The 21,104-nt window shown below is 50.7% G+C and carries 20 protein-coding genes; 13 read left to right on the top strand and 7 right to left on the bottom strand.

All coding sequences use genetic code 11. The annotated features are described in order from the left end of the window. Window positions 1–107 precede the first annotated feature (107 nt). Window positions 108–1,121, bottom strand: coding sequence for a tryptophan--tRNA ligase (locus KEF85_RS15810; RefSeq protein WP_215582198.1), 1,014 nt, complete (start codon window positions 1,119–1,121; stop codon window positions 108–110). A gap of 441 nt (window positions 1,122–1,562) precedes the next feature. On the opposite strand from KEF85_RS15810, the gene KEF85_RS15805 reads away from it, so the two are divergent. The 11 genes from KEF85_RS15805 to KEF85_RS15755 all read left to right on the top strand — a co-directional run bounded on the left by KEF85_RS15805 (window position 1,563) and on the right by KEF85_RS15755 (window position 11,410). Further along, window positions 1,563–1,739, top strand: coding sequence for a heavy metal translocating P-type ATPase metal-binding domain-containing protein (locus KEF85_RS15805; RefSeq protein ID WP_215582197.1), 177 nt, complete (start codon window positions 1,563–1,565; stop codon window positions 1,737–1,739). 232 nt (window positions 1,740–1,971) lie between these two features. Next, window positions 1,972–4,713 (top strand): Hsp70 family protein, encoded by a 2,742-nt coding sequence (locus KEF85_RS15800; protein ID WP_215582195.1) that lies wholly within the window; start codon window positions 1,972–1,974, stop codon window positions 4,711–4,713. Window positions 4,714–4,802: 89 nt separating this feature from the next. Continuing rightward, window positions 4,803–4,895, top strand: coding sequence for a CCDC90 family protein (locus tag KEF85_RS15795; protein WP_215582193.1), 93 nt, complete (start codon window positions 4,803–4,805; stop codon window positions 4,893–4,895). 241 nt (window positions 4,896–5,136) lie between these two features. Beyond that, window positions 5,137–6,345: an MFS transporter gene (locus KEF85_RS15790; RefSeq protein WP_246534983.1), complete on the top strand. Its 1,209-nt coding sequence runs from the start codon at window positions 5,137–5,139 to the stop codon at window positions 6,343–6,345. A gap of 142 nt (window positions 6,346–6,487) precedes the next feature. Next, window positions 6,488–7,972, top strand: a complete 1,485-nt coding sequence (trpE, locus tag KEF85_RS15785; protein WP_215582190.1) for an anthranilate synthase component I — start codon at window positions 6,488–6,490, stop codon at window positions 7,970–7,972. Beyond that, on the top strand, window positions 7,969–8,559 hold the full coding sequence (locus KEF85_RS15780; protein ID WP_215582187.1) for an anthranilate synthase component II: 591 nt from the start codon (window positions 7,969–7,971) through the stop codon (window positions 8,557–8,559). Before trpE ends, KEF85_RS15780 begins: the two co-directional genes overlap by 4 nt. A 29-nt stretch (window positions 8,560–8,588) precedes the next feature. Continuing rightward, complete coding sequence (locus KEF85_RS15775; protein ID WP_215582185.1) at window positions 8,589–9,845, top strand: TIGR03862 family flavoprotein; 1,257 nt, start codon at window positions 8,589–8,591, stop codon at window positions 9,843–9,845. A gap of 169 nt (window positions 9,846–10,014) precedes the next feature. Beyond that, the gene (locus KEF85_RS15770; protein ID WP_215582183.1) at window positions 10,015–10,272 is read left to right on the top strand and encodes a nucleotidyltransferase substrate binding protein; all 258 of its coding nucleotides are present in this window, start codon (window positions 10,015–10,017) and stop codon (window positions 10,270–10,272) included. Continuing rightward, the gene (locus tag KEF85_RS15765) at window positions 10,272–10,460 is read left to right on the top strand and encodes a nucleotidyltransferase substrate binding protein (protein ID WP_246534982.1); all 189 of its coding nucleotides are present in this window, start codon (window positions 10,272–10,274) and stop codon (window positions 10,458–10,460) included. Before KEF85_RS15770 ends, KEF85_RS15765 begins: the two co-directional genes overlap by 1 nt. Further along, window positions 10,447–10,767, top strand: a complete 321-nt coding sequence (locus tag KEF85_RS15760) for a nucleotidyltransferase family protein (RefSeq protein ID WP_215582179.1) — start codon at window positions 10,447–10,449, stop codon at window positions 10,765–10,767. Before KEF85_RS15765 ends, KEF85_RS15760 begins: the two co-directional genes overlap by 14 nt. A gap of 391 nt (window positions 10,768–11,158) precedes the next feature. Beyond that, window positions 11,159–11,410, top strand: coding sequence for a CCDC90 family protein (locus KEF85_RS15755; RefSeq protein WP_215582177.1), 252 nt, complete (start codon window positions 11,159–11,161; stop codon window positions 11,408–11,410). Between the two features lie 68 nt (window positions 11,411–11,478). Here KEF85_RS15755 and rsfS read toward each other — a convergent pair whose 3' ends face one another. The 6 genes from rsfS to KEF85_RS15725 all read right to left on the bottom strand — a co-directional run bounded on the left by rsfS (window position 11,479) and on the right by KEF85_RS15725 (window position 17,043). After that, the gene (gene rsfS, locus KEF85_RS15750) at window positions 11,479–11,808 is read right to left on the bottom strand and encodes a ribosome silencing factor (protein WP_215582175.1); all 330 of its coding nucleotides are present in this window, start codon (window positions 11,806–11,808) and stop codon (window positions 11,479–11,481) included. Window positions 11,809–11,822: 14 nt separating this feature from the next. Further along, window positions 11,823–12,446, bottom strand: a complete 624-nt coding sequence (gene nadD, locus KEF85_RS15745; RefSeq protein WP_215582173.1) for a nicotinate-nucleotide adenylyltransferase — start codon at window positions 12,444–12,446, stop codon at window positions 11,823–11,825. Continuing rightward, a complete protein-coding gene (locus KEF85_RS15740; protein ID WP_215585198.1) occupies window positions 12,446–13,684 on the bottom strand; it encodes a glutamate-5-semialdehyde dehydrogenase in 1,239 nt (412 codons plus the stop codon). The genes nadD and KEF85_RS15740 overlap by 1 nt, the downstream gene beginning before the upstream one ends. 110 nt (window positions 13,685–13,794) lie before the next feature. Then, window positions 13,795–14,952, bottom strand: a complete 1,158-nt coding sequence (gene lpxB / locus KEF85_RS15735; protein WP_246534981.1) for a lipid-A-disaccharide synthase — start codon at window positions 14,950–14,952, stop codon at window positions 13,795–13,797. Window positions 14,953–14,994: 42 nt separating this feature from the next. Further along, the gene (locus KEF85_RS15730) at window positions 14,995–16,092 is read right to left on the bottom strand and encodes a DegT/DnrJ/EryC1/StrS family aminotransferase (protein WP_215582171.1); all 1,098 of its coding nucleotides are present in this window, start codon (window positions 16,090–16,092) and stop codon (window positions 14,995–14,997) included. A gap of 12 nt (window positions 16,093–16,104) precedes the next feature. Continuing rightward, a complete protein-coding gene (locus tag KEF85_RS15725) occupies window positions 16,105–17,043 on the bottom strand; it encodes a Gfo/Idh/MocA family protein (RefSeq protein ID WP_215582169.1) in 939 nt (312 codons plus the stop codon). 770 nt (window positions 17,044–17,813) lie between these two features. Here KEF85_RS15725 and KEF85_RS15720 point away from each other — a divergent pair. Together KEF85_RS15720 and KEF85_RS15715 are read left to right on the top strand one after the other, a co-directional pair. Continuing rightward, window positions 17,814–19,679, top strand: a complete 1,866-nt coding sequence (locus tag KEF85_RS15720; RefSeq protein ID WP_215582166.1) for a di-heme-cytochrome C peroxidase — start codon at window positions 17,814–17,816, stop codon at window positions 19,677–19,679. 67 nt (window positions 19,680–19,746) lie between these two features. Further along, a complete protein-coding gene (locus tag KEF85_RS15715; protein ID WP_246534980.1) occupies window positions 19,747–21,072 on the top strand; it encodes a cytochrome P450 in 1,326 nt (441 codons plus the stop codon). The last annotated feature ends 32 nt before the right edge of the window (window positions 21,073–21,104 follow it).

Here is a 21,104-nt window from a genome sequence, read left to right as displayed (position 1 = left end):
AGTATGAAATCAACGACAATCCTAAGTGCTAATATGCGGATTGTCCTGAGCGGGCCTGTCGGCAAGCGGGGGCTTTACCCCCACCCGTTTGCCGGCTTATAGCGTTATCAGCTAAAGATAGGCGAAATACCCACTGCTTCGCGCAGGGTTTTAATAAACGGCACGGTGATGGCGCGGGCTTTCTCTGCGCCGTCTTTTAATTCCTGCTCGATATGACCCGGCGATGCCAGCAAGGCTTCGTAACGATCACGGGCCGGGGCAATTTCGGCATTAATTTTTTCAAACAGAATTTGTTTCATTTCGCCCCAGGCTATGCCTTCGGCATAACGGTTACGGATTTCTTCAATCTCATGGGGATGGGCAAAAGCCTGATAGATGCCAAACAGCGTACAATTCTCGGTTTCTTTGGGTACACCGGGTTCCAGAGAATTGGTTTTGATTTTATTGATCAGTTTGCGCAGTTTTTTTTCTTCTTCGAAAATGGGGATGGTGTTGTTATAACTTTTGCTCATTTTGCGGCCATCCAGCCCCAATAAAGTGGCGGCATTGTCGGCCAATACCGCTTCCGGCAGCACAAAATGCTCACCGTAAATATGATTAAAGCGGCTGGCAATATCTCTGGCCATTTCTATATGTTGAATCTGATCCTTGCCTACCGGCACTTGCTGGGCATTAAACAGCAGGATATCAGCGGCCATCAGAATTGGATAACTGAATAAGCCCATGGTGATGCCGGTATCCGGATCATGACCTTCGGTCTCCTCATTTTCCGCCACCGCCGCCTTATAGGCATGAGCACGGTTCATCAGACCCTTGGCGGTAACACAGGTGAGCATCCAGGTCAGTTCCAAAATCTCAGGTACATCGGACTGCCGGTAAAATACCGCATTTGCAGTATCCAAACCCAGCGCCAGCCAACTGGCAGCAATTTCCAGGCTGGATTGCTTTACCCGTGCCGGTTCCTGACATTTAATCAGCGCATGATAATCGGCCAGAAAGTAAAATGGCCGCACATTGGCATTCTTGCTGGCCTGAATTGCCGGACGGATAGCCCCGGCATAATTTCCCAAATGTGGCGTACCGGTGGTGGTGATACCGGTAAGTACAATAGATTTGCTCATACAAATTCCTGATAAGCAGTACACGACTGCGGAAAAAACCCAGCTATTTTAACGCAGACCAGCGCGCTTATAACAATCTTGTGCGGAAAGTTCCCGCCGGGCGGCTTTATGGGGTATGCTTTTAAGCTATAGATACAAAAAATCTGTATGATTCAAATGCATAGGCTAGTCCTAGCAGCACCCGGCTTAGCGCAGGACTGCCTCTAGTAGTGTACCAATCTTATTTTGACGGAAACGGCGTAAAATACACTGAACGCATTGATGAGCATCAATTGCGAACCATGCGCGTCCAGGGTCGGCACATCAGTCAAAGTAATGTTGGTCAACCACTAGCTGGAAGTTGCCCAGTCATTTAAAAATTGAACCGAGTAAAATTTTATTTAGTCAAGCTTAAATGGCATAATCTCAACCAAGTAGTTTATTTTAATTAGGCTGAAAGCAATGAGTGACGACAATAAAGAGTGCGATCTTTGTGGCTTGGCTGTTGAAGTTGAAGGATTTGAACTAAAGACCACCGAAGGGGATAAATACTTTTGCTGCGAAGGCTGCAAAGGGATTTATCTGATGCTGCATGAAGAGCAAATTATTGCTGATCCGTTTGAACAAGCAAAAGAGTAAGGCGGTTTTTCCGGTTCTACTTTAAGCTAAAACTCTGGTTCCAGCCATCCCATCCCAGTTTGCATGCTGTTTTTTACCCCAATTCCTGTATCGCCTCCTGCCGTTTGTCATCTCCGAAATTATCAAAAGCTTGATAGTATAGTTGGCTAATCGTTATGGTTAAGTCATGCCGTATTAGCCAAAACAAAGACTTTAACAGCAATCCTCTCCACCGCTAAACAGAAAAACCACCTTGAAAAACACTAGCCAATACTCGCTGGGCATTGATTTAGGCACTACCCATACTGCCGTTGCCTATACCGCAGTCAACGATCCTGACCAACAAATTCGCCTGTTCGAAATTCCGCAAATGGTGGCACTGGGAAAAGTGGCGGCCAAAGCCCTGTTGCCCTCAGTGCGTTATCATCCTGCCGCAGAAGAATTGAGTGCCGCCAGCCATTTTCTGCTCAGCAGCGACGGCGCGGTATTGGGTGAAGCCGCCCGTCTATTGGGCGCCAAGACTCAGGGCCGCCTGGTGACCAGCGCCAAAAGCTGGCTGAGTCATAGCGCTGTTGATCCCAGCGCCGCCATCTTGCCTTGGGGTAGCGGCGACCATGTGTTTAAGGTTTCGCCTTTGGCGGCCAGTGCCAGCTATCTGGCCCATGTGCGTACAGTATGGGATCAGCAATTTCCCGATGCCCCCCTGGTTGAGCAGGATGTGGTGGTCACGGTGCCGGCTTCATTTGACGAATCGGCCAGATCCTTAACCCTGGCCGCTGCCAAAATGGCCGGCCTGGGCGCTATTCGGCTGCTGGAAGAGCCGCAGGCGGTCTGCTATGACTGGCTGCAACGTCACGCCGGCAGTCTTAGTCAAAGTCTGGCCAACAGCCGTTTGCTGCTGGTGTGTGATGTCGGTGGCGGCACCACTGATTTAACCCTGATTAAAATCGAACATAGTTATAATCCGCCGCGCTTGACCCGTATCGGTGTCGGCGACCATTTAATGTTGGGTGGCGACAATATCGATCTGGCCCTGGCTCATCTGGCGGAAAGCCGTTTGCGTAGCGACGATAAAAAACTGTCCACGGCGGAACTGGCCCAATTGCTGGAACAATGCCGGCAGGCCAAAGAGCGTTTACTGGCTGCCGATGCTCCGGAACAGGTGGCGGTAACGCTGCTGGGTGGCGGCTCCAAACTGATTGCCGCCAGCAAAACCACTCATTTAAGCCGTGCCGAAGTTAACAGCATCGCCCTGGACGGCTTTCTACCCCTATCCTCATTAAGCCAATTGCCGGATAAAAAACGCAGTGGCGTGGTTGAATTTGGCCTGCCTTATGCTGCGGAACCGGCTATCAGCAAGCATATTGCTGCTTTCCTGAACTTACACGCCCAGGCTGCCCGCGCCGCTCTGGGCGGCGATACCGATATTGTGCCGGATACCCTGCTGCTAAACGGCGGCGTGTTTAAAAGCGCTGCGCTGGTACAGCGCACTACCGATTTACTTGCCAGTTGGCGTGGTTCAGCACCTGTAGTGCTGGATAATTGTCATCCCGAACTGGCGGTCGCTTATGGTGCGGTGAGTTATGCGCTGACCCGCCGCCATAACACCGCTAAAATCGGCGGTGGCGCAGCCCGCAGCTATTTCTTGCTGATCGAAGCCGATCAGACCGCTGCAATTCAGCAGGGTGTGTGTTTATTACCCAAAGGCACTGAGGAAGAAATAGAAATTTTATTGGGCGATCGTCAATTTGCCTTGCGGGTAGGCCAGCCGGTGCGCTTTCACCTATTGTCCACCAGCGGCGACAATGTGTATCAGTCCGGCGATATTGTCGAACTGGACGATCAATATTTTCACAGTCTGCCACCGCTGGCACTGGCACTGGAAGGCGAACAAAACAGCCAGATTCCGGTACAATTGCTGGCCAAATACACTGAGCTGGGTACCCTGCAACTGCAATGCGTGGCGGTCACTGATCCGCAGCAACGTTGGGATGTGGAATTTCCGATTCGGAAAAGAATTTCAACCAGTATTAACAGTCAATTGCCGGCGCAATTACCTCAGGCGCTGGAAAAAATTCAGGCCGTATTCGGCGCCAAGTCCAAACAGGTCAACCCCCAGGCCGTGAAAACCTTACGCGCCGATCTGGAAAAAACCCTGATCTTACCGCGTCAGGACTGGCCGATACCGGTATTGCGCGAACTGTTTCAAGTGTTATGGGAAGGCGGTAAATACCGGCGGCGCAGCGAAGCGCACGAGCGTTTATGGCTGAGCCAGATCGGTTTTGCCATGCGTCCAGGCTTTGGTTGTGCACTGGATGACTGGCGCATCCAGCAACTCTGGAAAATTTACCCGGAAGGCCTGCAGTTTGTTAACGAAAAACAAAACTGGACGGAATGGTGGACACTGTGGCGGCGGGTGGCCGGCGGCCTGGATGCTGCCGCCCAGTTGCGCATTTATCAGGACATTGCCAAATACATCAACCCCGCTGCCGCACGTCAGGCTGGTATCGCCAAACAACTGACTATTCGCGGTTATGAAGACATGGTGAGACTGGCCGCCACGCTGGAACGCTTGCCAGCCACCGAAAAACAGCAACTGGGCGAATGGCTGTTAAAACGCCTGGAAAAACCCGGCGAACCAGAGCAAAGTTATTGGGCGCTGGGCCGGATTGCCGCCCGGATCCCGTTTTACGCCAAAAACCACGAAGTGCTGGCTCCGGCTGTGGTCGAGCCCTGGTTACAGCAGTTACTGAAACTGGACTGGAAAAAAAACCAGCAAGCCGGCTTTGCCGCCACTCTGCTGGCACGCTGCTGCGATGACCGGGTGCGTAATATTGACGAAAATCTGCGTCTGCAGGTGCTGGAAAAACTCAAACAAACCAAAGTCCCGGCCTCCTGGCTGGACATGGTTGCCGAATACAAACAACTGGACGAACAGCAGGAAAAACAGATCTTTGGTGAAGCTTTACCGCCGGGATTGGTGTTGGTGAATTAAAAACTATATCAGTGTCTGACCAGATAGGTGAAAAAGCTTAAGTGCAAGCACTTAATTACAGTAGACTATTCACCTAATCAGGAGGCAGCATGTCAATAATTACATTTGATACACTGAAATACGCCAATACCCTTAAGGCTGCCGGGGTGCCTGCTGCGCAGGCCGAGGCTGTAAGTTCTTGAGATTAATCTCAAAGAGTTTGCCAGCAAACAAGATTTAAAGCACGAAGTCGATCTTTTACGGAGAGACATGAAGGAAATCGAGCAGCGCCTGATTATTCAGCTGGGTTCCCTTATGGCTATTTCTATTGGCATTGTTGCTGCATTGGTCAAGCTGCTTTGAAATTAGCCTAAATTTTTACATAGCAAGCCGCTCCCGGAGCAGATAGGATAGCAGTTCCCCCCAGCCAATAACACCTCAGCCATGTCCAGCCAAACCCGGAAATATACAATCTTGCGGCAAATCCCCAAAAGTATCTGGGCATTGGGCTTTGTCAGTTTATTGATGGATGTGTCATCAGAAATGATCCACAGCCTGCTGCCCTTATTTATGGTCAATGTGTTGGGGGTTAGTACGCTTGGTATTGGCTTGATCGAAGGCGCGGCAGAAGCCACCGCCTTGATCGTCAAAGTATTTTCCGGTGTCGCCAGTGATTATTTCGGTAAGCGCAAAAGTCTGGCCTTATTCGGTTATGCACTGGGTGCCTTTACCAAGCCATTGTTTGCCATTGCCGGTAGCAGCGGCCTGATTTTAAGCGCCCGGCTGTTGGATAGGGTAGGCAAAGGCATCCGCGGTGCACCCCGCGATGCCTTGGTGGCCGATATCGCGCCGCCGGAAATTCGCGGCGCTGCCTTTGGTCTGCGCCAGTCGCTGGACACCATCGGCGCTTTTTTGGGGCCGTTATTGGCGGTGGGCTTGATGCTGCTCTGGCAGGATGATTTTCGCGCGGTGTTCTGGGTCGCGGTGATTCCCGGTATGCTGGCGGTACTGGTATTACTGTTTGGGGTTAAGGAGCCACCTGCCGCGCATACCGGCAAACGCCATAATCCCATTTCCCGCGCCAATCTGAAACGGCTGACTGCCGGCTATTGGCAGGTAGTGCTGATCGGTGCCGTCTTTACCCTGGCCCGGTTCAGCGAGGCGTTCCTGGTGTTGCGCGCCCAGCAGAGCGGCGTACCTATGGCGCTGGTACCCTTGGTGATGGTGGCGATGAATATCGTTTATGCTGCCAGCGCCTATCCGTTCGGCAGTATTTCTGACCGCATCAGTCACCGCGTATTACTGGCCTGGGGTCTGCTGGCGCTGATTTTGGCCGATTTGATTCTGGCCGGCCATGACGACTGGCGCTGGCTGTGCGCCGGGGTCATGCTGTGGGGTGTGCATATGGGTATGACCCAGGGCCTGTTGGCAAAGCTGGTAGCCGACACCACACCCCAGGATTTGCGTGGTACAGCGTACGGCTTTTTTAATCTGGTTAGCGGTATTGCCATGCTGATTGCCAGCGTGGTGGCCGGGGCCTTATGGGAATATCAGGGGGCCGCTGCCACTTTTTATGCCGGTGCCGGATTCTGTGTGCTTACCTTGCTGTTTCTACTGGTGTTTGGCCGCCAAACCAGCCCGACCAAAGCTTAACTTTTGGGGTTAACGCGCTGGCAACCAATAAATAATCACTATATTGGCCGATAAGCATTTGCTACCGCTATAATTTAGGCGTTTCTGGGTTACAATTCCGCGCTTTGCACGATTGAATCCAGACTTTGCCCAGAGAATAAGAATGACACCCGAGCAATTCAATCAATACGCCCAGCAGGGCTATAACCGCATCCCGATTTGCCGCGAAGTGCTGGCCGATCTGGACACGCCACTCAGCGCCTACCTCAAGCTGGCAGACGCGCCTTACTCTTATTTGCTGGAGTCAGTTCATGGCGGCGAACAATGGGGACGTTATTCGATTATCGGTTTGCCCTGCAAAACCCGGATTAAAATTAATGGCCATACCATCATTATCGAAACCGACGGCGCAACCACCGAAACCCTGCAGCACCAGCAGCCGCTGGCCTGGATAGAAGCCTTTCGCGAAAATTTCCGGGTACCGGATGTAGCCGGTCTCCCCCGGTTCAACGGCGGGCTGGTGGGTTATTTTGGTTATGAAACCATCGCCTACATCGAACCGCGCCTGCTTGCCGCCGACAAACCCGATCCCATCGGCGCACCGGATATCTTATTGATGGTGTCTGAAGAACTGCTGATATTTGACAATCTTAACGGCAAATTATTACTAATTACCCACGCCGACCCGGCGCAAACCGATGCCTACCATCTGGCCAAAGCCAGACTGGATGCCCTGGTGGTAAGACTGCGCGAATTTACCGGCAACCCTCGCCCCGCCCCGCCCAGCAAACAGGTGGTAGAAGCCGACTTTGTCTCCGGTTTTACCCAGCAGGGTTTTGAAGACGCGGTATTAAAAGCCAAAGAATATATCTCTGCCGGCGACATCATGCAGGTGGTGTTATCACAGCGCATGTCCATCCCCTTTAGCGCGGCACCACTGGATTTGTACCGGGCCTTGCGCTGCCTGAATCCTTCGCCGTATATGTTTTATCTGAATCTGGATGATTTGCACATCGTCGGTTCCTCGCCGGAAATTCTGGTACGCCTGGAAGATGGCGATGTCACAGTACGCCCAATCGCCGGTACCCGCCCGCGCGGCGCTACCCCGGAACAGGACAAGGCCCTGGAAGAGGACTTGCTGGCCGATCCCAAGGAAATTGCCGAGCATCTGATGCTGATCGACCTGGGCCGTAATGATACAGGCCGGGTAGCCAAAATCGGCAGCGTCAAACTCACCGATAAAATGGTCATCGAACGTTATTCACATGTCATGCATATAGTGTCCAATGTCACCGGCGAATTGCAGGAGCATAAAAACGCTTTTGATGTGTTAGCCGCCACCTTTCCGGCCGGCACCGTCAGCGGTGCGCCGAAAATTCGGGCTATGGAAATCATCAACGAACTGGAACCGGTGAAACGCGGCGTTTATGCCGGTGCCGTGGGTTATATATCTTGGTCCGGTAATCTGGATACCGCCATTGCCATTCGCACCGCAGTTATCAAAGATCAAACCCTGCACATTCAGGCCGGAGCCGGTATTGTTTACGACTCGATACCGCGCAGCGAATGGGAGGAAACCATGAACAAAGGCCGGGCAGTGTTCCGCGCCGTCAGCATGGCCGAAGCCGGCCTGGGAGGCAAGGCATGAGTGCGGTAAAACTGGTCATGATCGACAACTACGACTCGTTTACCTACAACCTAGTGCAGTATTTCGGCGAACTGGGCGCGGCAGTAAACGTGGTGCGCAACGACGAAATCACCGTGGAGCAGATTGCCGAGTTAAAGCCCGACAAACTGGTCATATCCCCTGGTCCCTGCACCCCCAAAGAAGCCGGTATTTCCGTGGATACCATCCTGGAATATGCCGGCAAACTGCCCATCCTGGGCGTGTGTTTGGGTCATCAAAGCATAGGTTATGCCTTTGGCGGCAATATCATCCGTGCCAAAAGCATCATGCACGGCAAAACCTCGCTGGTATATCACCACAACCAGGGCGTGTTTAAAGGCCTTAACAATCCGTTTATCGCCACCCGCTATCACTCATTGGTGATTGAGCAGGACAGCCTGCCGGAGTGCCTGGAAATCACGGCCTGGACTCAGGATGCCGGCGGCAATATCGACGAAATCATGGGCGTGCGGCATAGAAACCTGGATATTGAAGGCGTGCAATTCCACCCGGAATCCATCCTTACCGAGCATGGCCACGATATGTTGCGGAATTTTCTGGAGCGTTAAGCCCAGAATCAACCCGCATTAGCAGCGCCATGCCCAAACCGCCATCCGTCAGCATCATCGGTGCCGGGCCCGCCGGGCTAATGGCTGCCGAAGTGCTGAGTCTGGCCGGCATCCAGGTGGATGTCTACGATGCCATGCCTTCTGCCGGCCGGAAGTTTTTGATGGCCGGCAAGGGCGGTTTGAACATTACTCATTCCGAAGCTTTTCCGCAGTTTTTAAGCCGCTACGGCAAGCGCAGCGCGATACTGACCCCCATGCTGAACCAGTTTTCACCTGAACGCCTGCGCGAGTGGGTACTGGGCTTGGGTGTTACCACCTTTATCGGCAGTTCCGGGCGGGTATTTCCAGCAGAAATGAAAGCCGCGCCCTTATTACGGGCCTGGTTACACCGTCTGCGCAGCCACGGTGTACATTTCCACATGCGCCATGTCTGGCAAGGCTGGACAGTCGATAAGCAATTGCGTTTTAGCGTAAACGGTACCCAACAGCTGGTACAGAGTAGTGCTGTGGTGCTGGCCTTGGGCGGCGGCAGTTGGCCGCAGCTGGGTTCCAATGCCGCCTGGCTACCGGTGCTTGAGCAATATGGCATCAGCATAGCCCCGCTGCAACCAGCCAATTGCGGATTTAGTGTCAGCTGGAGCGAATATCTGCGCCAACACCACGCCGGTCAGCCGCTAAAACCAGTACGCCTGAGTTTTACCAGCCTATCCGGTGCGGCTATCCAGCAACAGGGTGAGCTGATCGTAACAGAATATGGTCTGGAAGGCGGGTTGATTTATGCAGTGTCAGCGGTATTACGTGAAGAAATTACCACCCACGGCACAGCGGCAATCACCCTGGACTTATTACCCGATCTGACTGCCGCTGAGATCAGTACCCGCCTCAATACCAACAGAGGCAAAGCCTCCTGGACCAATCATTTACGTAAACGTTTAGGGGTGGATGCCATAAAATTTGCCCTGCTGCGCGAAACATTAACCGCCGCCGACCTGAACAATATCCCCCTGCTTGCCGCCACCCTAAAAGCCTTGCCGGTAAAACTCCTGGCCTGCCGGCCACTCGCCGAAGCCATCAGCACAGCCGGTGGCGTGTGTTTCAGCAGCCTGAATGACAATTTAATGCTGAAAACCATGCCAGGTGTATTTTGTGCCGGAGAAATGCTGGACTGGGAAGCGCCCACCGGAGGGTATTTACTAACAGCCTGTTTGGCTACTGGGCAGGCGGCGGGGGTAGGGGTTTTAGATTGGTTGCGGGGTCAGGAACCGATAGTTATTCAAAATCAATAGGCTTTGTTAATATGTCGCACTGTAGATAAGTTTTGTCGAAACTATTCAGCGTTCAATGATCACTTTAAAAAACAAGCACTGAATTTAGTTCATCATATAATTACCTGTTTTTAAGGAACGCTTACGTTGAGCAGTTACTCAATATTTTATAGTGCGGAGAAACTGAAAAATGTTATACCTGAATGTTGAGCATTTACGGCGCTGTATGCAAACCCTTGATTCTTCCTTGACGTTCTATCGAAAGGCCGAGCCGGATAGTATTGATCAGGAAGTATTCCGCAACGCTATCATTAAAAGCTATGAATTAACCCAAGAAACAGCATTTAAACTGCTTAAGAAAGCCTTAAAAGCCTATGGTCACGGCGGCAAAAAGTTGGAATCGATACCAATAAAGACATTTTGCGCCTGGCTGCTGATCATGACTTGATGTCATTATCGGAAGTTGAGCGGTGGTTTGGATATCGTGACAACCGCAACAATACCGCACATGATTATGGCGAAAAATTTGCCGAAGAAACGCTGACATTAATTCCCGGTTTTTTAGCAGATATTGCTACCTTGGCCGCTGTTTTAGAACTTAAACTAGGGTTAGAAAGTAAACATGTCGACAATTGAAGCAGTGGAGCTACATCTACCAATAGTTTACTTGCAAATGGTAAAGGATATTTTGCACCGCTATTTGCCGGATGCGGAAGTTTGGGCGTATGGCAGCCGGGTAAATGGCGACTATTATGAGGCTAGCGATCTTGATTTAGTGGTGCGCCAGCCCGATGATTTACTGCGCAGACAAAAAAATCTGGCTGAAGTGCGAGAAGCGTTTACGGAAAGCAATTTGCCGATTTTTGTGCAATTGGTCGATTGGGCGGCAATTCCGGCAGCGTTTCATGATGAAATTGCGGTCAGGTATGTGGTTATTCAATAGGGTACCTCTAACAACTGCCAACGTCTAAAGGCCAAAGGTTTAGTGGCTGATTTTAGAGCCGCTTGAATAACTTCAAATGTTTTGATGTTGCCCTAAACAAGAAGGGTATAAAGCAACTCAATAAGACTCAATCCATAGGGCGCAATAGGCGTATTGCTCCCTATGTCTTATGGTTGCAGCTTATTGCCTTAACAAGCCACTGATTGATATGTACCAAAAATTCCCTCCAGATAATTCCGCACGGGGGCAATACATCCCGGCGGCCATAAGCTGTTAACCTTATAAGTACATAGATAAATTCGTTTAATGCTTTTTGCCAGCCGAACAGCTACAATAACCAAACCTGATATTGATCATATGGCCTCCACTATGTGAAAAGGACTAGCCCGTTATGACTACCGTGACATTCGATACCTTAGACCTAGTCAAGAAGCTGGAGTCTTCTGGAATACCCCACGCGCAGGCTGAGGCTATAGTCAGAACAATAGCTGATGCTCAAGACAAACTAGTCACCCGCGAATATCTGGATTTAAAGTTTCACACCGAACTTGCACCCCTTAAAACCGATCTCGCCGTATTAAAGTGGATGATAGGGCTATTACTCGCCAGCACAATATCGCTGGTTTTAAAGGCATTTTTTTAAAACCAACACCGTAAGCCGCGATCCATAGGGAAATGGAATGGCTTGTACGCCGCTCTACCCCCCAAAATTCAAGCTTCCCCCACCGACCAAAGCTTCTCCAACTGATAATATTCCCGGGCCTTGCCGGTCATGATATGCACGATCACATCACCCAAATCCAGCAACACCCAGTCCGAACCATTCTGGCCTTCCAGGCCTAAAGGCATGACCCCGTTTTCTTTAACTTTTTCGGAAACATAATCGGCCAGGGATTTGGCGTGGCGCGCAGAAGTAGCGCTAACGATCACCATATAATCGGTAATATTGGTTTTATTGTGTACATCCAGCGTGGAAATGTGCAGACCTTTACGCTGGTCGAGTTCGGTTTCCACTAATTTGACTAATTCGTTGCTTTGCATTCAATGTCCTGCGGTTAAGCGGTTTGGTAGAGCTGATGTTGTTTTATAAAAGCCAGTACGGCATCCGGTAATAAAAATTGCGGATTGCCGCCGGCGGCGATAATTTGTCTGATATAGGTCGCGGAAATTTCCAACTGGCTCACCGTTTCAAACATCAGATAGCCGGCCGCTTGTGTTGCCAATTGCGCCTTGTCGGTACAGTGCCGCGCTTGCCAAAATTCTGATAGCGCCGGGTGGCTAAAGCCGGGCCGGGTCATCACCACAATATGGGCCAGCTCAGGCAACTGCTGCCAGCAATGCCAGTTACTCAAACCGGCAAAAGCATCTGCGCCCATAATCAATAATAAACCGGTTTCCGGAAACTCCGCACGTAAGGATTGCAGCGTATCCACCATATAAGACGGCCCCGCTCTGTCCAGTTCGCGCCGGTCAAGCTGTAAACCGGGGGTATCGGCCACAGCCAGCCTTAACATTTGTAATCGGGTTTCTGCCGATACATCCGGCACTTGCCGATGCGGCGGCAAATGGCAAGGTATCATTCGCAGTTGCTCCAGCTGAAAAGCCTGTGTTATTTCCAGAGCCGTGCGCAGATGACCATAATGCACCGGATTAAAGGTGCCGCCGTAGATGCCTATCATTATTGCCTGATCTGGCCATCCCCCAGCACCACAAATTTTTCCGAAGTCAGACCGTGCAAACCCACCGGGCCACGGGCATGCAGCTTATCGGTACTAATGCCGATTTCCGCACCCAGACCATATTCAAAGCCATCGGCAAACCGGGTAGAAGCATTCACCATCACCGAACTGGAATCCACTTCCCGTAAAAACCGCCGGGCCAGCGTATAATCCTCGGTGACGATGCTGTCAGTATGTGCAGAACCGTAATGATTGATATGCTCTATAGCTTCATCCAGACCGGTGACAATTTTGATGGCCAGGATCGGCGCCAGATATTCAGTGTGCCAATCGGCTTCTGTGGCACGTACAGCAGTTTCAATCAGACTACAGGTTTTCAGGCAGCCACGCAGTTCCACCTGTTTTTCTGCATATTTTTGCGCCAGTATCGGCAACACTTGCGGGGCAATACTTTCGGCAACCAGCAAGGTCTCCATGGCATTGCACACCCCGTAGCGGTGGGTTTTGGCATTCAGCGCAATAGCCACGGCTTTGTCCAGATCGGCTTTCGCATCAATGTAAACATGGCAAATGCCGTCCAGATGCTTGATCACCGGTATGCTGGCTTCGTTGCTGATGCGCTCGATCAGGCTTTTGCCGCCGCGCGGCACAATCACATCCACAAATTCTTTCATGGTAATTAACTCACCAACCGCAGCGCGATCGGCGGTTTCCACCACTTGCACAGCCTGCTCGGGCAAACCGGCAGCTTGCAGACCACGGCTGATGCAGGCGGCGATGGCCCGGTTGGAATGGATGGATTCGGAACCGCCGCGCAAAATACAGGCATTACCCGCTTTCAGGCACAGGGCGGCGGCATCAACGGTAACATTGGGTCTGGATTCATAAATAATGCCGATTACGCCCAGCGGGACGCGCATTTTTCCCACCTGAATGCCGCTGGGCCGGTAGCGCAGCTCGGTAATTTCCCCCACCGGGTCAGGCAAAGCCGCCACCTGAGTCAAACCGGCTATCATGGCTTCTACCCGGCTGGGTGTCAGTTCCAGCCTGTCCAGAGAAGCCGCATCCATACCTTTATCCCGGCCGGCTTGTAAATCTTTGTGGTTTTCCAGCGCCAGACTGGCGCTGTCGGCAGCAATGGCTTCGGCAATTTTTAACAAAGCCAGATTCTTCTGGCCGGTATCGGCCTTACTGATAGCCCGGCCTGCCTGTCTGGCCTGCCTGCCCAATTGCTGCATATACTGTTTAATGTCCACTACCCAACCCAATGATGGTTAAAGGCTGACATTATATCAACCACTGTCGTTTCGCCAATATCTAAAGCAGAATAGGGACTTGGCACCGGCCTTTAAGTGGCGGCAGTCAACATTTCCCAGGCCAGATTAGCCATATTTTTGGAGCCGCCGCCGACACCCAGCTTGATTTTTACCTGTTGCAAGTTTGTCTGGCTGCGCATCCGGTAAGCTTGGTCAAACAGCAAATTTTCCATTTCCGCCGCCAGGCTGTCGGCGCTAAGGTCATGTTGGATCAATTCCTTCACAATCAACTGCCCTGCAATGATATTGGGCAAGCCAATAAACGGAATTTTAACTAATTGCCGGCCCAGAACATAACTCAGTGCCGCCAGCCGATAAGCTATCACCATGGGTATGCCCAGCAGCGCGATTTCCAGGGTTGCGGTTCCAGAGGTAGTCATGATGGCATCACAACACTGGATCACATCATAAACCTGCTGTTTAACGATACGTATCGGCACCGTGCTGTTTTGGATATGGCTGAGCAATTCACCATCAGTCACCGAATCCGCCTGTGGTAACACAAATTGCAGATCAGGGTGGCGCTGCTTAAGGGTCTCGGCTGCCTGTATCATTACCGGTAACAGGCGTTTGATTTCATTACTGCGGCTGCCGGGCAAGATGCCGACCACCGGTTGGGCAGGATTTAAACCAAAATCCCGCATATCATCAGCTTTGCTGTGCAGGGGCTGAACCTTGTCCACAGACGGGTGGCCCACATAGCGCACCGGCACGTTTTTCGCCTGATAATAAGCGGTTTCAAACGGAAATATTACCGCCATCATATCAATGGCCTTACCGTAAGTGAGCACCCGGCCCGGTCGCCAGGCCCAGACTTGCGGACTGACATAAAACAGCACCTTAATGCCCTGGCGCTTGGCAAACTGGGCCAGCTTTAAATTAAATTCCTTGTAATCCACACAAACCAGCAAATCCGGTTTTTCCTGGACTATCACCTGTTTCATCAGTTGTAAGGCACTGCGGATTTGCCGGTAATGTTTCAGCACTTCAATCAGGCCTATCACCCCAATACCGGAAGAATCAAAACGGATATCAATACCGGCCTGACGCATTTTATGGGCACCCATACCTATCCCGCAAATGCCGGGACACAGCTTCTGCAGTTCCAAAAACATATTGGCGGCATGTTGGTCGCCGGACGCTTCGCCGGCGCTGAACATCACTTGATAGTGTTGAGCGGGTAGGGACATGAGGCTGGGGTTTATAAGCTCATGCCCCATACCGCCATCAGACTAAGCCGATAACACATTGCGGATCACAGTCGCAATCCGGGTAACGGTTTCGTCACTGATGGATGAGCAGATCGGCAGGGAAAAGCACTGAGCAGCAACCGCTTCAGTTACCGGTAAGGACAGGTTCGCGCAATCGTCCTGAAATACTTTTTGCTGATGTAGTGGTACTGGGTAATAAACCGCACTGGCAATTTGTTGCGCCTGCAAAGCGGCCATGATTTCCTCGCGGCGGTCACTGAGCAATGTGTATTGATGATAAACATGTACACCGGCATCATCCTCATACGGAGTCGTCAGCGGCAGGCCGGCTAGTAATTCCGAATACAGATGAGCGGCATGACGGCGGGCGGCATTATATTGATCGATGCGTTTCAGTTTGGCACGCAACACCACAGCCTGTAATTCGTCCAGCCGGCTGTTGTAACCAATCACATCATGATAATAACGCTCTTTCGAGCCATGATTGCGGTACTGCTTGATTTTGGCAGCCGACTCATCGCTGCTGGTGGTTACCAGACCACCGTCACCATAACAGCCCAGATTTTTACTGGGGAAAAAACTGAATCCCGCCGCATCGCCAAAGCTGCCGGTTTGCTTGCCATTGATGGTCGCGCCGAATGATTGGGCGCAATCCTCTATCAGTTTCAGGCCATGTTGGGCGCAGATGGCGCTCAAGCCCGGTATATCAGCAGGTTGGCCAAACAAATGCACCGGCATGATGGCCTTGGTTTTACTGGTCAGTACTTTTGCCACCGATTCCGGTGTGATATTAAAGCTTTTGGCATCAATATCGGCAAACACCGGGGTCGCACCCACGTATTTTATCGCTTCGGCAGTGGCGATAAAAGTAAAGGCGCTGGTAATTACTTCATCGCCGGGGCCTATGCCTTCAGCCAGCAGGGCCAGATGCAAAGCATCAGTGCCGGAGGCGCAGGCAATGGCGTGATTGACTCCCAGGTAAGCTGCCGCTTCTTTTTCAAAGGCCTGTACATTGGGGCCCAGAATAAAAAAACAGTTATCCAGCGTTTCCGCAAAACCAGCCTCGATTTCTGCTTTAATTTCTGCGTACTGCGCCTTCAGGTTAACCATTGGAATCATACTGCGGGCCTCTTATTGATTTATTAAGAATTTGGAAATTTCAATTGCAGTGGCCAGCGCCTTACGCCCGGCCTCACCGGAAACCAGCGGCTTCTCCCCGGTTTTGATGCAATTAACAAAATGTTTGATTTCTTCCAGCAGGGCATCACCATTTTCAAACACCGATTCTTCGGTGACGATTTCCGGAATGCCGGGAAACATTTCCTTATCGCCGGTTTTATGTTTCACCACAATCCGATTTTGGAAATCGACCGAAATATAAGAGCAGGGTCTAAACATCCGCATCTTACGTTCCATTTTCATACTGATGCGGCTGGCCGTAACATTGGCCACACAACCATTTTCAAAAGTAATCCGAGCGTTGGCAATATCAGTGCCCTTGGTCAATACCGCTGTGCCGCTGGCATCGATACGCGCCACTTCAGAATCCACCAAGGCCAGAATAATGTCTATATCATGTATCATCAAATCCAGCACCACACTCACATCATTGGCGCGTGGATTAAACGGCGACAAACGGTGCGATTCGATAAATAGTGGTTTTTCCTCAAGATTTTCAATGCCGCGCACCGCAGGATTAAAGCGTTCCAGATGGCCTACCTGCAAAATGACATTTTGCTCTCTGGCCACGGCGATCAGCTCATCGGCTTCCTCAACAGTTACCGTAATCGGTTTTTCAACCAGCACATGGCTGCCGGCACGTAAAAAATCCAGAGAAACTTTGTGGTGAAGCGTGGTGGGTACCACAATACTAACCGCATCAACCTGGCCCAGCAGGGATTGATAATCCGTTAAAGCAAGTGCTCCATGTTTTGCCGCTACGGTTTGGGCGGCTTCTGCATTGACATCGACTACTGCAACCAATTCACAATCTTTTAATGAAGCATATTTTTCCGCATGAAATTTTCCTAAATAACCGGCACCGATCACAGCACATTTAAGTTTACTCATAGTCGACCTAATATTGACAGACAAGCTCCCGACCACTGCCGCCGGTCGGGGGTAAAACCCATCATTGTAACACCAGACTTAAGTTTGAACACCAGATTACCTATTGCAAGTATGTTAATTTGCAGGCAGACAAATTAAAAATCAGCCACGAGCGAAACCCGGCTGAAAAATTCAGCAATTACGGCGATTTATAAGTTTTCTGTCCAACTATTTATGGCGATGCTGTGCTGGGCACAGACTTGAATAGTACTTAAGTACCAGTACCTAAGTACAGCTATCGAACCTGATTAATCCATTGTATAACACGTAATAACTTAACTTCCTGAAGCATTAAAGCAGACCGGGTTATTTCTGCCCAAACACCCTGTTTACCAAGGATATCGGCAAACAGCATTGCAAAACCTGACTCTGCTGAAAACAGTTTAGCAGGTTTAAAACCAAAATCCGGAAAAGCGGATATATGACTGGTAGTAGACCAATCTTATTGTGACAGATGCGCTGAACGCAATGATGCGCATCAATTGCGAAGCATGTGCCTGCAGAATCGGCACATGCTCTGGCGCTTCCGTCAAAGTAATGTTGGCAAACCATCAGTAATAACATACCTCAAAATAATAATACAACAAGCCAGCGAGGACCACATGCCAACTTTCCCTAACCTGACTAACATCAAGCCTGACAATCGACCGCAGCCGGTAAACCAGCCGCTCGTCTGCAAAGCAACCCCCAGATAGGTATCACAGGCTATCAATTGTTCAGGAGTAGCTAATATGAATATCCATACTTATGTTCTACCCAAGCCCTTAATACTGTTTACCTTATTGGCTGGCTTGATTCGTGCGATTACGGCATCCGCCACCCCGCAAGTTATCTATCTCGACCAGGGCAAGGCCTGGAACGACAGCAACCGTCACGCATTCTACAGCCAGGATCAAGGCTCTCAAGTGATCCCCTTGAAATGGATACAGGCATTAAAGCAAACCAACGGAGCGGCATTTTTAGCAGATGATCTGAACCGGTACGGCTATCTAAGCAATCCCGCCAGCCCAACTCCGGGTCTACCGGTGGGATTTACCGTAAACGGCGACCACCTTGGCATTACTTGCGCGGCCTGTCATGTCCGCCAAATTCAGGTAGACGGCAAAATTTACCGGGTTGACGGGGGGCCGGCCATTACCGATTTTCAAAGCTTTGCCCGTGATTTGGGTTTAGCGGTTCAAAACATTCTGGGCGATGCCAAACAATTTGCCGCTTTTGCCGACCAGATACTGGGCAAAACCGCGACTGCGCCGCAAACAGCCGAACTGCATAAACAAGTTGAGGACTGGAACCTGCCCTATGCCACCATCATGTCCAGAAGCCTGCCGGTTGACCAGCCCTGGGGGCCTGCCCGGCTTGATGCAGTAGGCATGATTTTTAATCGCTTGACCGGGCTGGATATCGGCACCTCACCAGATCATATCATTGCCGAGAATATTCTAAAAGCCGATGTGCCGGTGCGTTATCCGTTTCTGTGGAATGCCCCTATTCAGGATAAAACCCAATGGTCGGCATTTGCTGATAACGGCAACGCTTTATTAGGCCTCTCCCGAAATCTGGGCGAAGTGATTGGGGTTTTTAATCATTTTTATCCAGAAAAAGATCCGGGCCAATTGGTATTGGGCGTTAACTATTTAAAAACCAATACCGCAAATTTTCACGGCTTGTCCACCTTGGAGGATTTGATTAAAAAAATAGGGCCACCACGCTGGCCGTGGCTCACCGGACCTTATGCGGTAGATCAGAAATTGGCGGCTCAAGGCCAGGCGATTTATCAGAGTGCCACTAAAACAGAAGCAGGCGGCTGCGCCGGCTGCCACGGTATTCGCCAAGGCGCGATGCGTTCTTTCCAGAAAACCTGGGCCACCCCGATCTGCGATGTGCAAACCGACATCCGGCAATTTGAGTTGCTGAACCGTACCGCCAAAACCGGGGTATTGGCCGGTGCCAAAATTCCGTTTTTGGATAAGCCGGCGTTAAAAGCCGAAGACGAACCGGCCATCAATATATTAGGTTTGGCGGTTATCGGCTCAATTTTGCAGCACGATACTAAATTAGGGATGGATCTGGAAGCCTTTACCGAGCATGAACTGGAAAAAATACCAGCGCTAACCGGTATTAAAACCACTCAGGTTCTGCAAAGCCACGCCGAAAAACTGAAATTATTGCAAACCAGATTCATCAAACAGGGTTTTACGGATTTACAAGGTGCATTTAAACAACACACCCGTCATGAGGCAGACAATAACAGTATCTGTAAGGACGACTTTCACACAATTTCACCCAAACTAGGCTATGAATCGCGGGTACTTCAAGGTATATGGGCCACTGCGCCGTATTTACATAACGGTACCATACCGACGCTGGCTGACTTGCTGGAGCCGGTAGCCAAGCGCACGCCCAGCTTTAAAGTTGGAAATGAATATGATCCGGGCAAAATCGGCCTGGCCAAACAACAGCATCAGTTTGACTTTACCTTGCAAACCACCGCTTGCGACCAGCAGGACTCAGGTAACAGTCGCTGTGGTCATGAGTTTGGCACCAAGCTTGATCCTGCCGAAAAACAAGCCTTATTGGAATATTTAAAAACCCTATAAAAACCATTTTGGCGCGTTTGGTTGGTGGCACAGATAGCTGCCAACCATGCGCAACGGAGACCTGATAATGACTACCAATTATTTAGAGATATATGACGCTACCGCCGAAGATGAAAAGTTTGCTTTAGTCTATAAATGGATGTGGCAAGAGCCGCTGAGCTTTTTTAAAGAATTGCGTGAAAAGCGCCCCATACTGGTAACACCTAAGGCAACCATTATTACCCGCTTTGCAGATGTCACCGATGTGCTTAATTTGCCGAAGATATTTACGGTAGCCTTATATTTACCCAAAATGGGTAACGGCATTTACTTGATGGCTCATGATGACGATGCCTTGCATACCCGCGAGAAATCCATGATGCAAAGCCTGTTGAACCGTGACGACTTGCCGGCGGTACGCAGCATGATCGCCAATATCGCTCAGAATATACTGGCCCAGGCAAACGGCAAGCTGGAAATTGTCAATCAATATTGCCGGATGGTGCCGGCCGGTTTGGTTCAGGATTACTTTGGTCTGACTGGCGTGGATAAAGCAGAATTAATCGACTGGTCGTACTGGAATCAATACAACACCTTTCATAACCAGCCCTTTGATTTGATTCCGGCCGAAAAAAAGCAATTTATTGAACAGCAGCAAAACCGGGTCAGCAAATCATTGGGTATATATATTGCCGAATTGATGGCGCGGCGCAAATTGGCCATAGCCCTTGAGCGCGCCGATCTGTGGCAGGCCCTTGTGTGCAAACTGCAAATATTGCTTCGCCAGTTACAGGGCAAAAAACATGAGCCCTTGCGCGACGACATCGTCACCCGCATGTTACGCAATCATTTCGCGGAAGCCATGGATCTGGATTTAAAACGCTTGGGGGTTAATGCCGGCGGTTTGTTGATCGGGGCCATAGAAACCACTTCTCAGGCGGTAGCCCAGGCTATTCAGTTCCTATTGCAACACCCTGATTATTTAGCTCAGGCCCGGACCAAGGCCGCTCTGGCCGATCCCGCTGAATTTGACGGTTTGATCTGGGAAGTATTGCGCTTTGTGCCAATTGCACCCTATTTGTTTCGCCAAACAGCAGAAACTTATGTAGTCGGACAGGGGCAGGATTACGCAACCACGATCCCAGCCCAGAGCTATGTATTAATTGCCACCCAGTCGGCGATGTTCGATCCGGCGGCTTTTGATCATCCCGACGAAATCCGCGCCCAGCGCAATTGGTACCATTATTTTCATTTTGGTTTCGGCAGCCATGAATGTCTGGGCCGCTATATAGGCATGGTGATGATTCCGGAAATGGTCAGACACGTGGTACTGCAAAACAATTTGGCTGCAGTCGCGCCCATCGACTACAAGTCTGGGCCGTTCCCGGAAGAATATCAATTACATTGGCAATAACTAATGCTAACTATTCAGCCAAGTAGGGTGGC

Origin of the sequence: Methylomonas paludis (assembly GCF_018734325.1) — a bacterium.
In the GTDB taxonomy this organism is placed as follows: domain Bacteria; phylum Pseudomonadota; class Gammaproteobacteria; order Methylococcales; family Methylomonadaceae; genus Methylomonas; species Methylomonas paludis.
Note: the sequence above shows the minus strand (reverse complement) of the source record. Positions and strands in the feature narration are given on the sequence as shown.

Excerpts from the sequence above, each read along its gene's own strand:
- KEF85_RS15810 (WP_215582198.1), bottom strand. The coding sequence starts at position 1,121 with ATGAGCAAATCTATTGTACTTACCGGTATCACCACCACCGGTACGCCA.
- KEF85_RS15805 (WP_215582197.1), top strand. The coding sequence starts at position 1,563 with ATGAGTGACGACAATAAAGAGTGCGATCTTTGTGGCTTGGCTGTTGAA.
- KEF85_RS15795 (WP_215582193.1), top strand. The coding sequence starts at position 4,803 with ATGTCAATAATTACATTTGATACACTGAAATACGCCAATACCCTTAAG.
- KEF85_RS15790 (WP_246534983.1), top strand. The coding sequence starts at position 5,137 with ATGTCCAGCCAAACCCGGAAATATACAATCTTGCGGCAAATCCCCAAA.
- trpE (WP_215582190.1), top strand. The coding sequence starts at position 6,488 with ATGACACCCGAGCAATTCAATCAATACGCCCAGCAGGGCTATAACCGC.
- KEF85_RS15780 (WP_215582187.1), top strand. The coding sequence starts at position 7,969 with ATGAGTGCGGTAAAACTGGTCATGATCGACAACTACGACTCGTTTACC.
- KEF85_RS15775 (WP_215582185.1), top strand. The coding sequence starts at position 8,589 with ATGCCCAAACCGCCATCCGTCAGCATCATCGGTGCCGGGCCCGCCGGG.
- KEF85_RS15770 (WP_215582183.1), top strand. The coding sequence starts at position 10,015 with ATGTTATACCTGAATGTTGAGCATTTACGGCGCTGTATGCAAACCCTT.
- KEF85_RS15765 (WP_246534982.1), top strand. The coding sequence starts at position 10,272 with ATGTCATTATCGGAAGTTGAGCGGTGGTTTGGATATCGTGACAACCGC.
- KEF85_RS15760 (WP_215582179.1), top strand. The coding sequence starts at position 10,447 with ATGTCGACAATTGAAGCAGTGGAGCTACATCTACCAATAGTTTACTTG.
- KEF85_RS15755 (WP_215582177.1), top strand. The coding sequence starts at position 11,159 with ATGACTACCGTGACATTCGATACCTTAGACCTAGTCAAGAAGCTGGAG.
- rsfS (WP_215582175.1), bottom strand. The coding sequence starts at position 11,808 with ATGCAAAGCAACGAATTAGTCAAATTAGTGGAAACCGAACTCGACCAG.
- nadD (WP_215582173.1), bottom strand. The coding sequence starts at position 12,446 with ATGATAGGCATCTACGGCGGCACCTTTAATCCGGTGCATTATGGTCAT.
- KEF85_RS15740 (WP_215585198.1), bottom strand. The coding sequence starts at position 13,684 with ATGCAGCAATTGGGCAGGCAGGCCAGACAGGCAGGCCGGGCTATCAGT.
- lpxB (WP_246534981.1), bottom strand. The coding sequence starts at position 14,952 with ATGTCCCTACCCGCTCAACACTATCAAGTGATGTTCAGCGCCGGCGAA.
- KEF85_RS15730 (WP_215582171.1), bottom strand. The coding sequence starts at position 16,092 with ATGATTCCAATGGTTAACCTGAAGGCGCAGTACGCAGAAATTAAAGCA.
- KEF85_RS15725 (WP_215582169.1), bottom strand. The coding sequence starts at position 17,043 with ATGAGTAAACTTAAATGTGCTGTGATCGGTGCCGGTTATTTAGGAAAA.
- KEF85_RS15720 (WP_215582166.1), top strand. The coding sequence starts at position 17,814 with ATGAATATCCATACTTATGTTCTACCCAAGCCCTTAATACTGTTTACC.
- KEF85_RS15715 (WP_246534980.1), top strand. The coding sequence starts at position 19,747 with ATGACTACCAATTATTTAGAGATATATGACGCTACCGCCGAAGATGAA.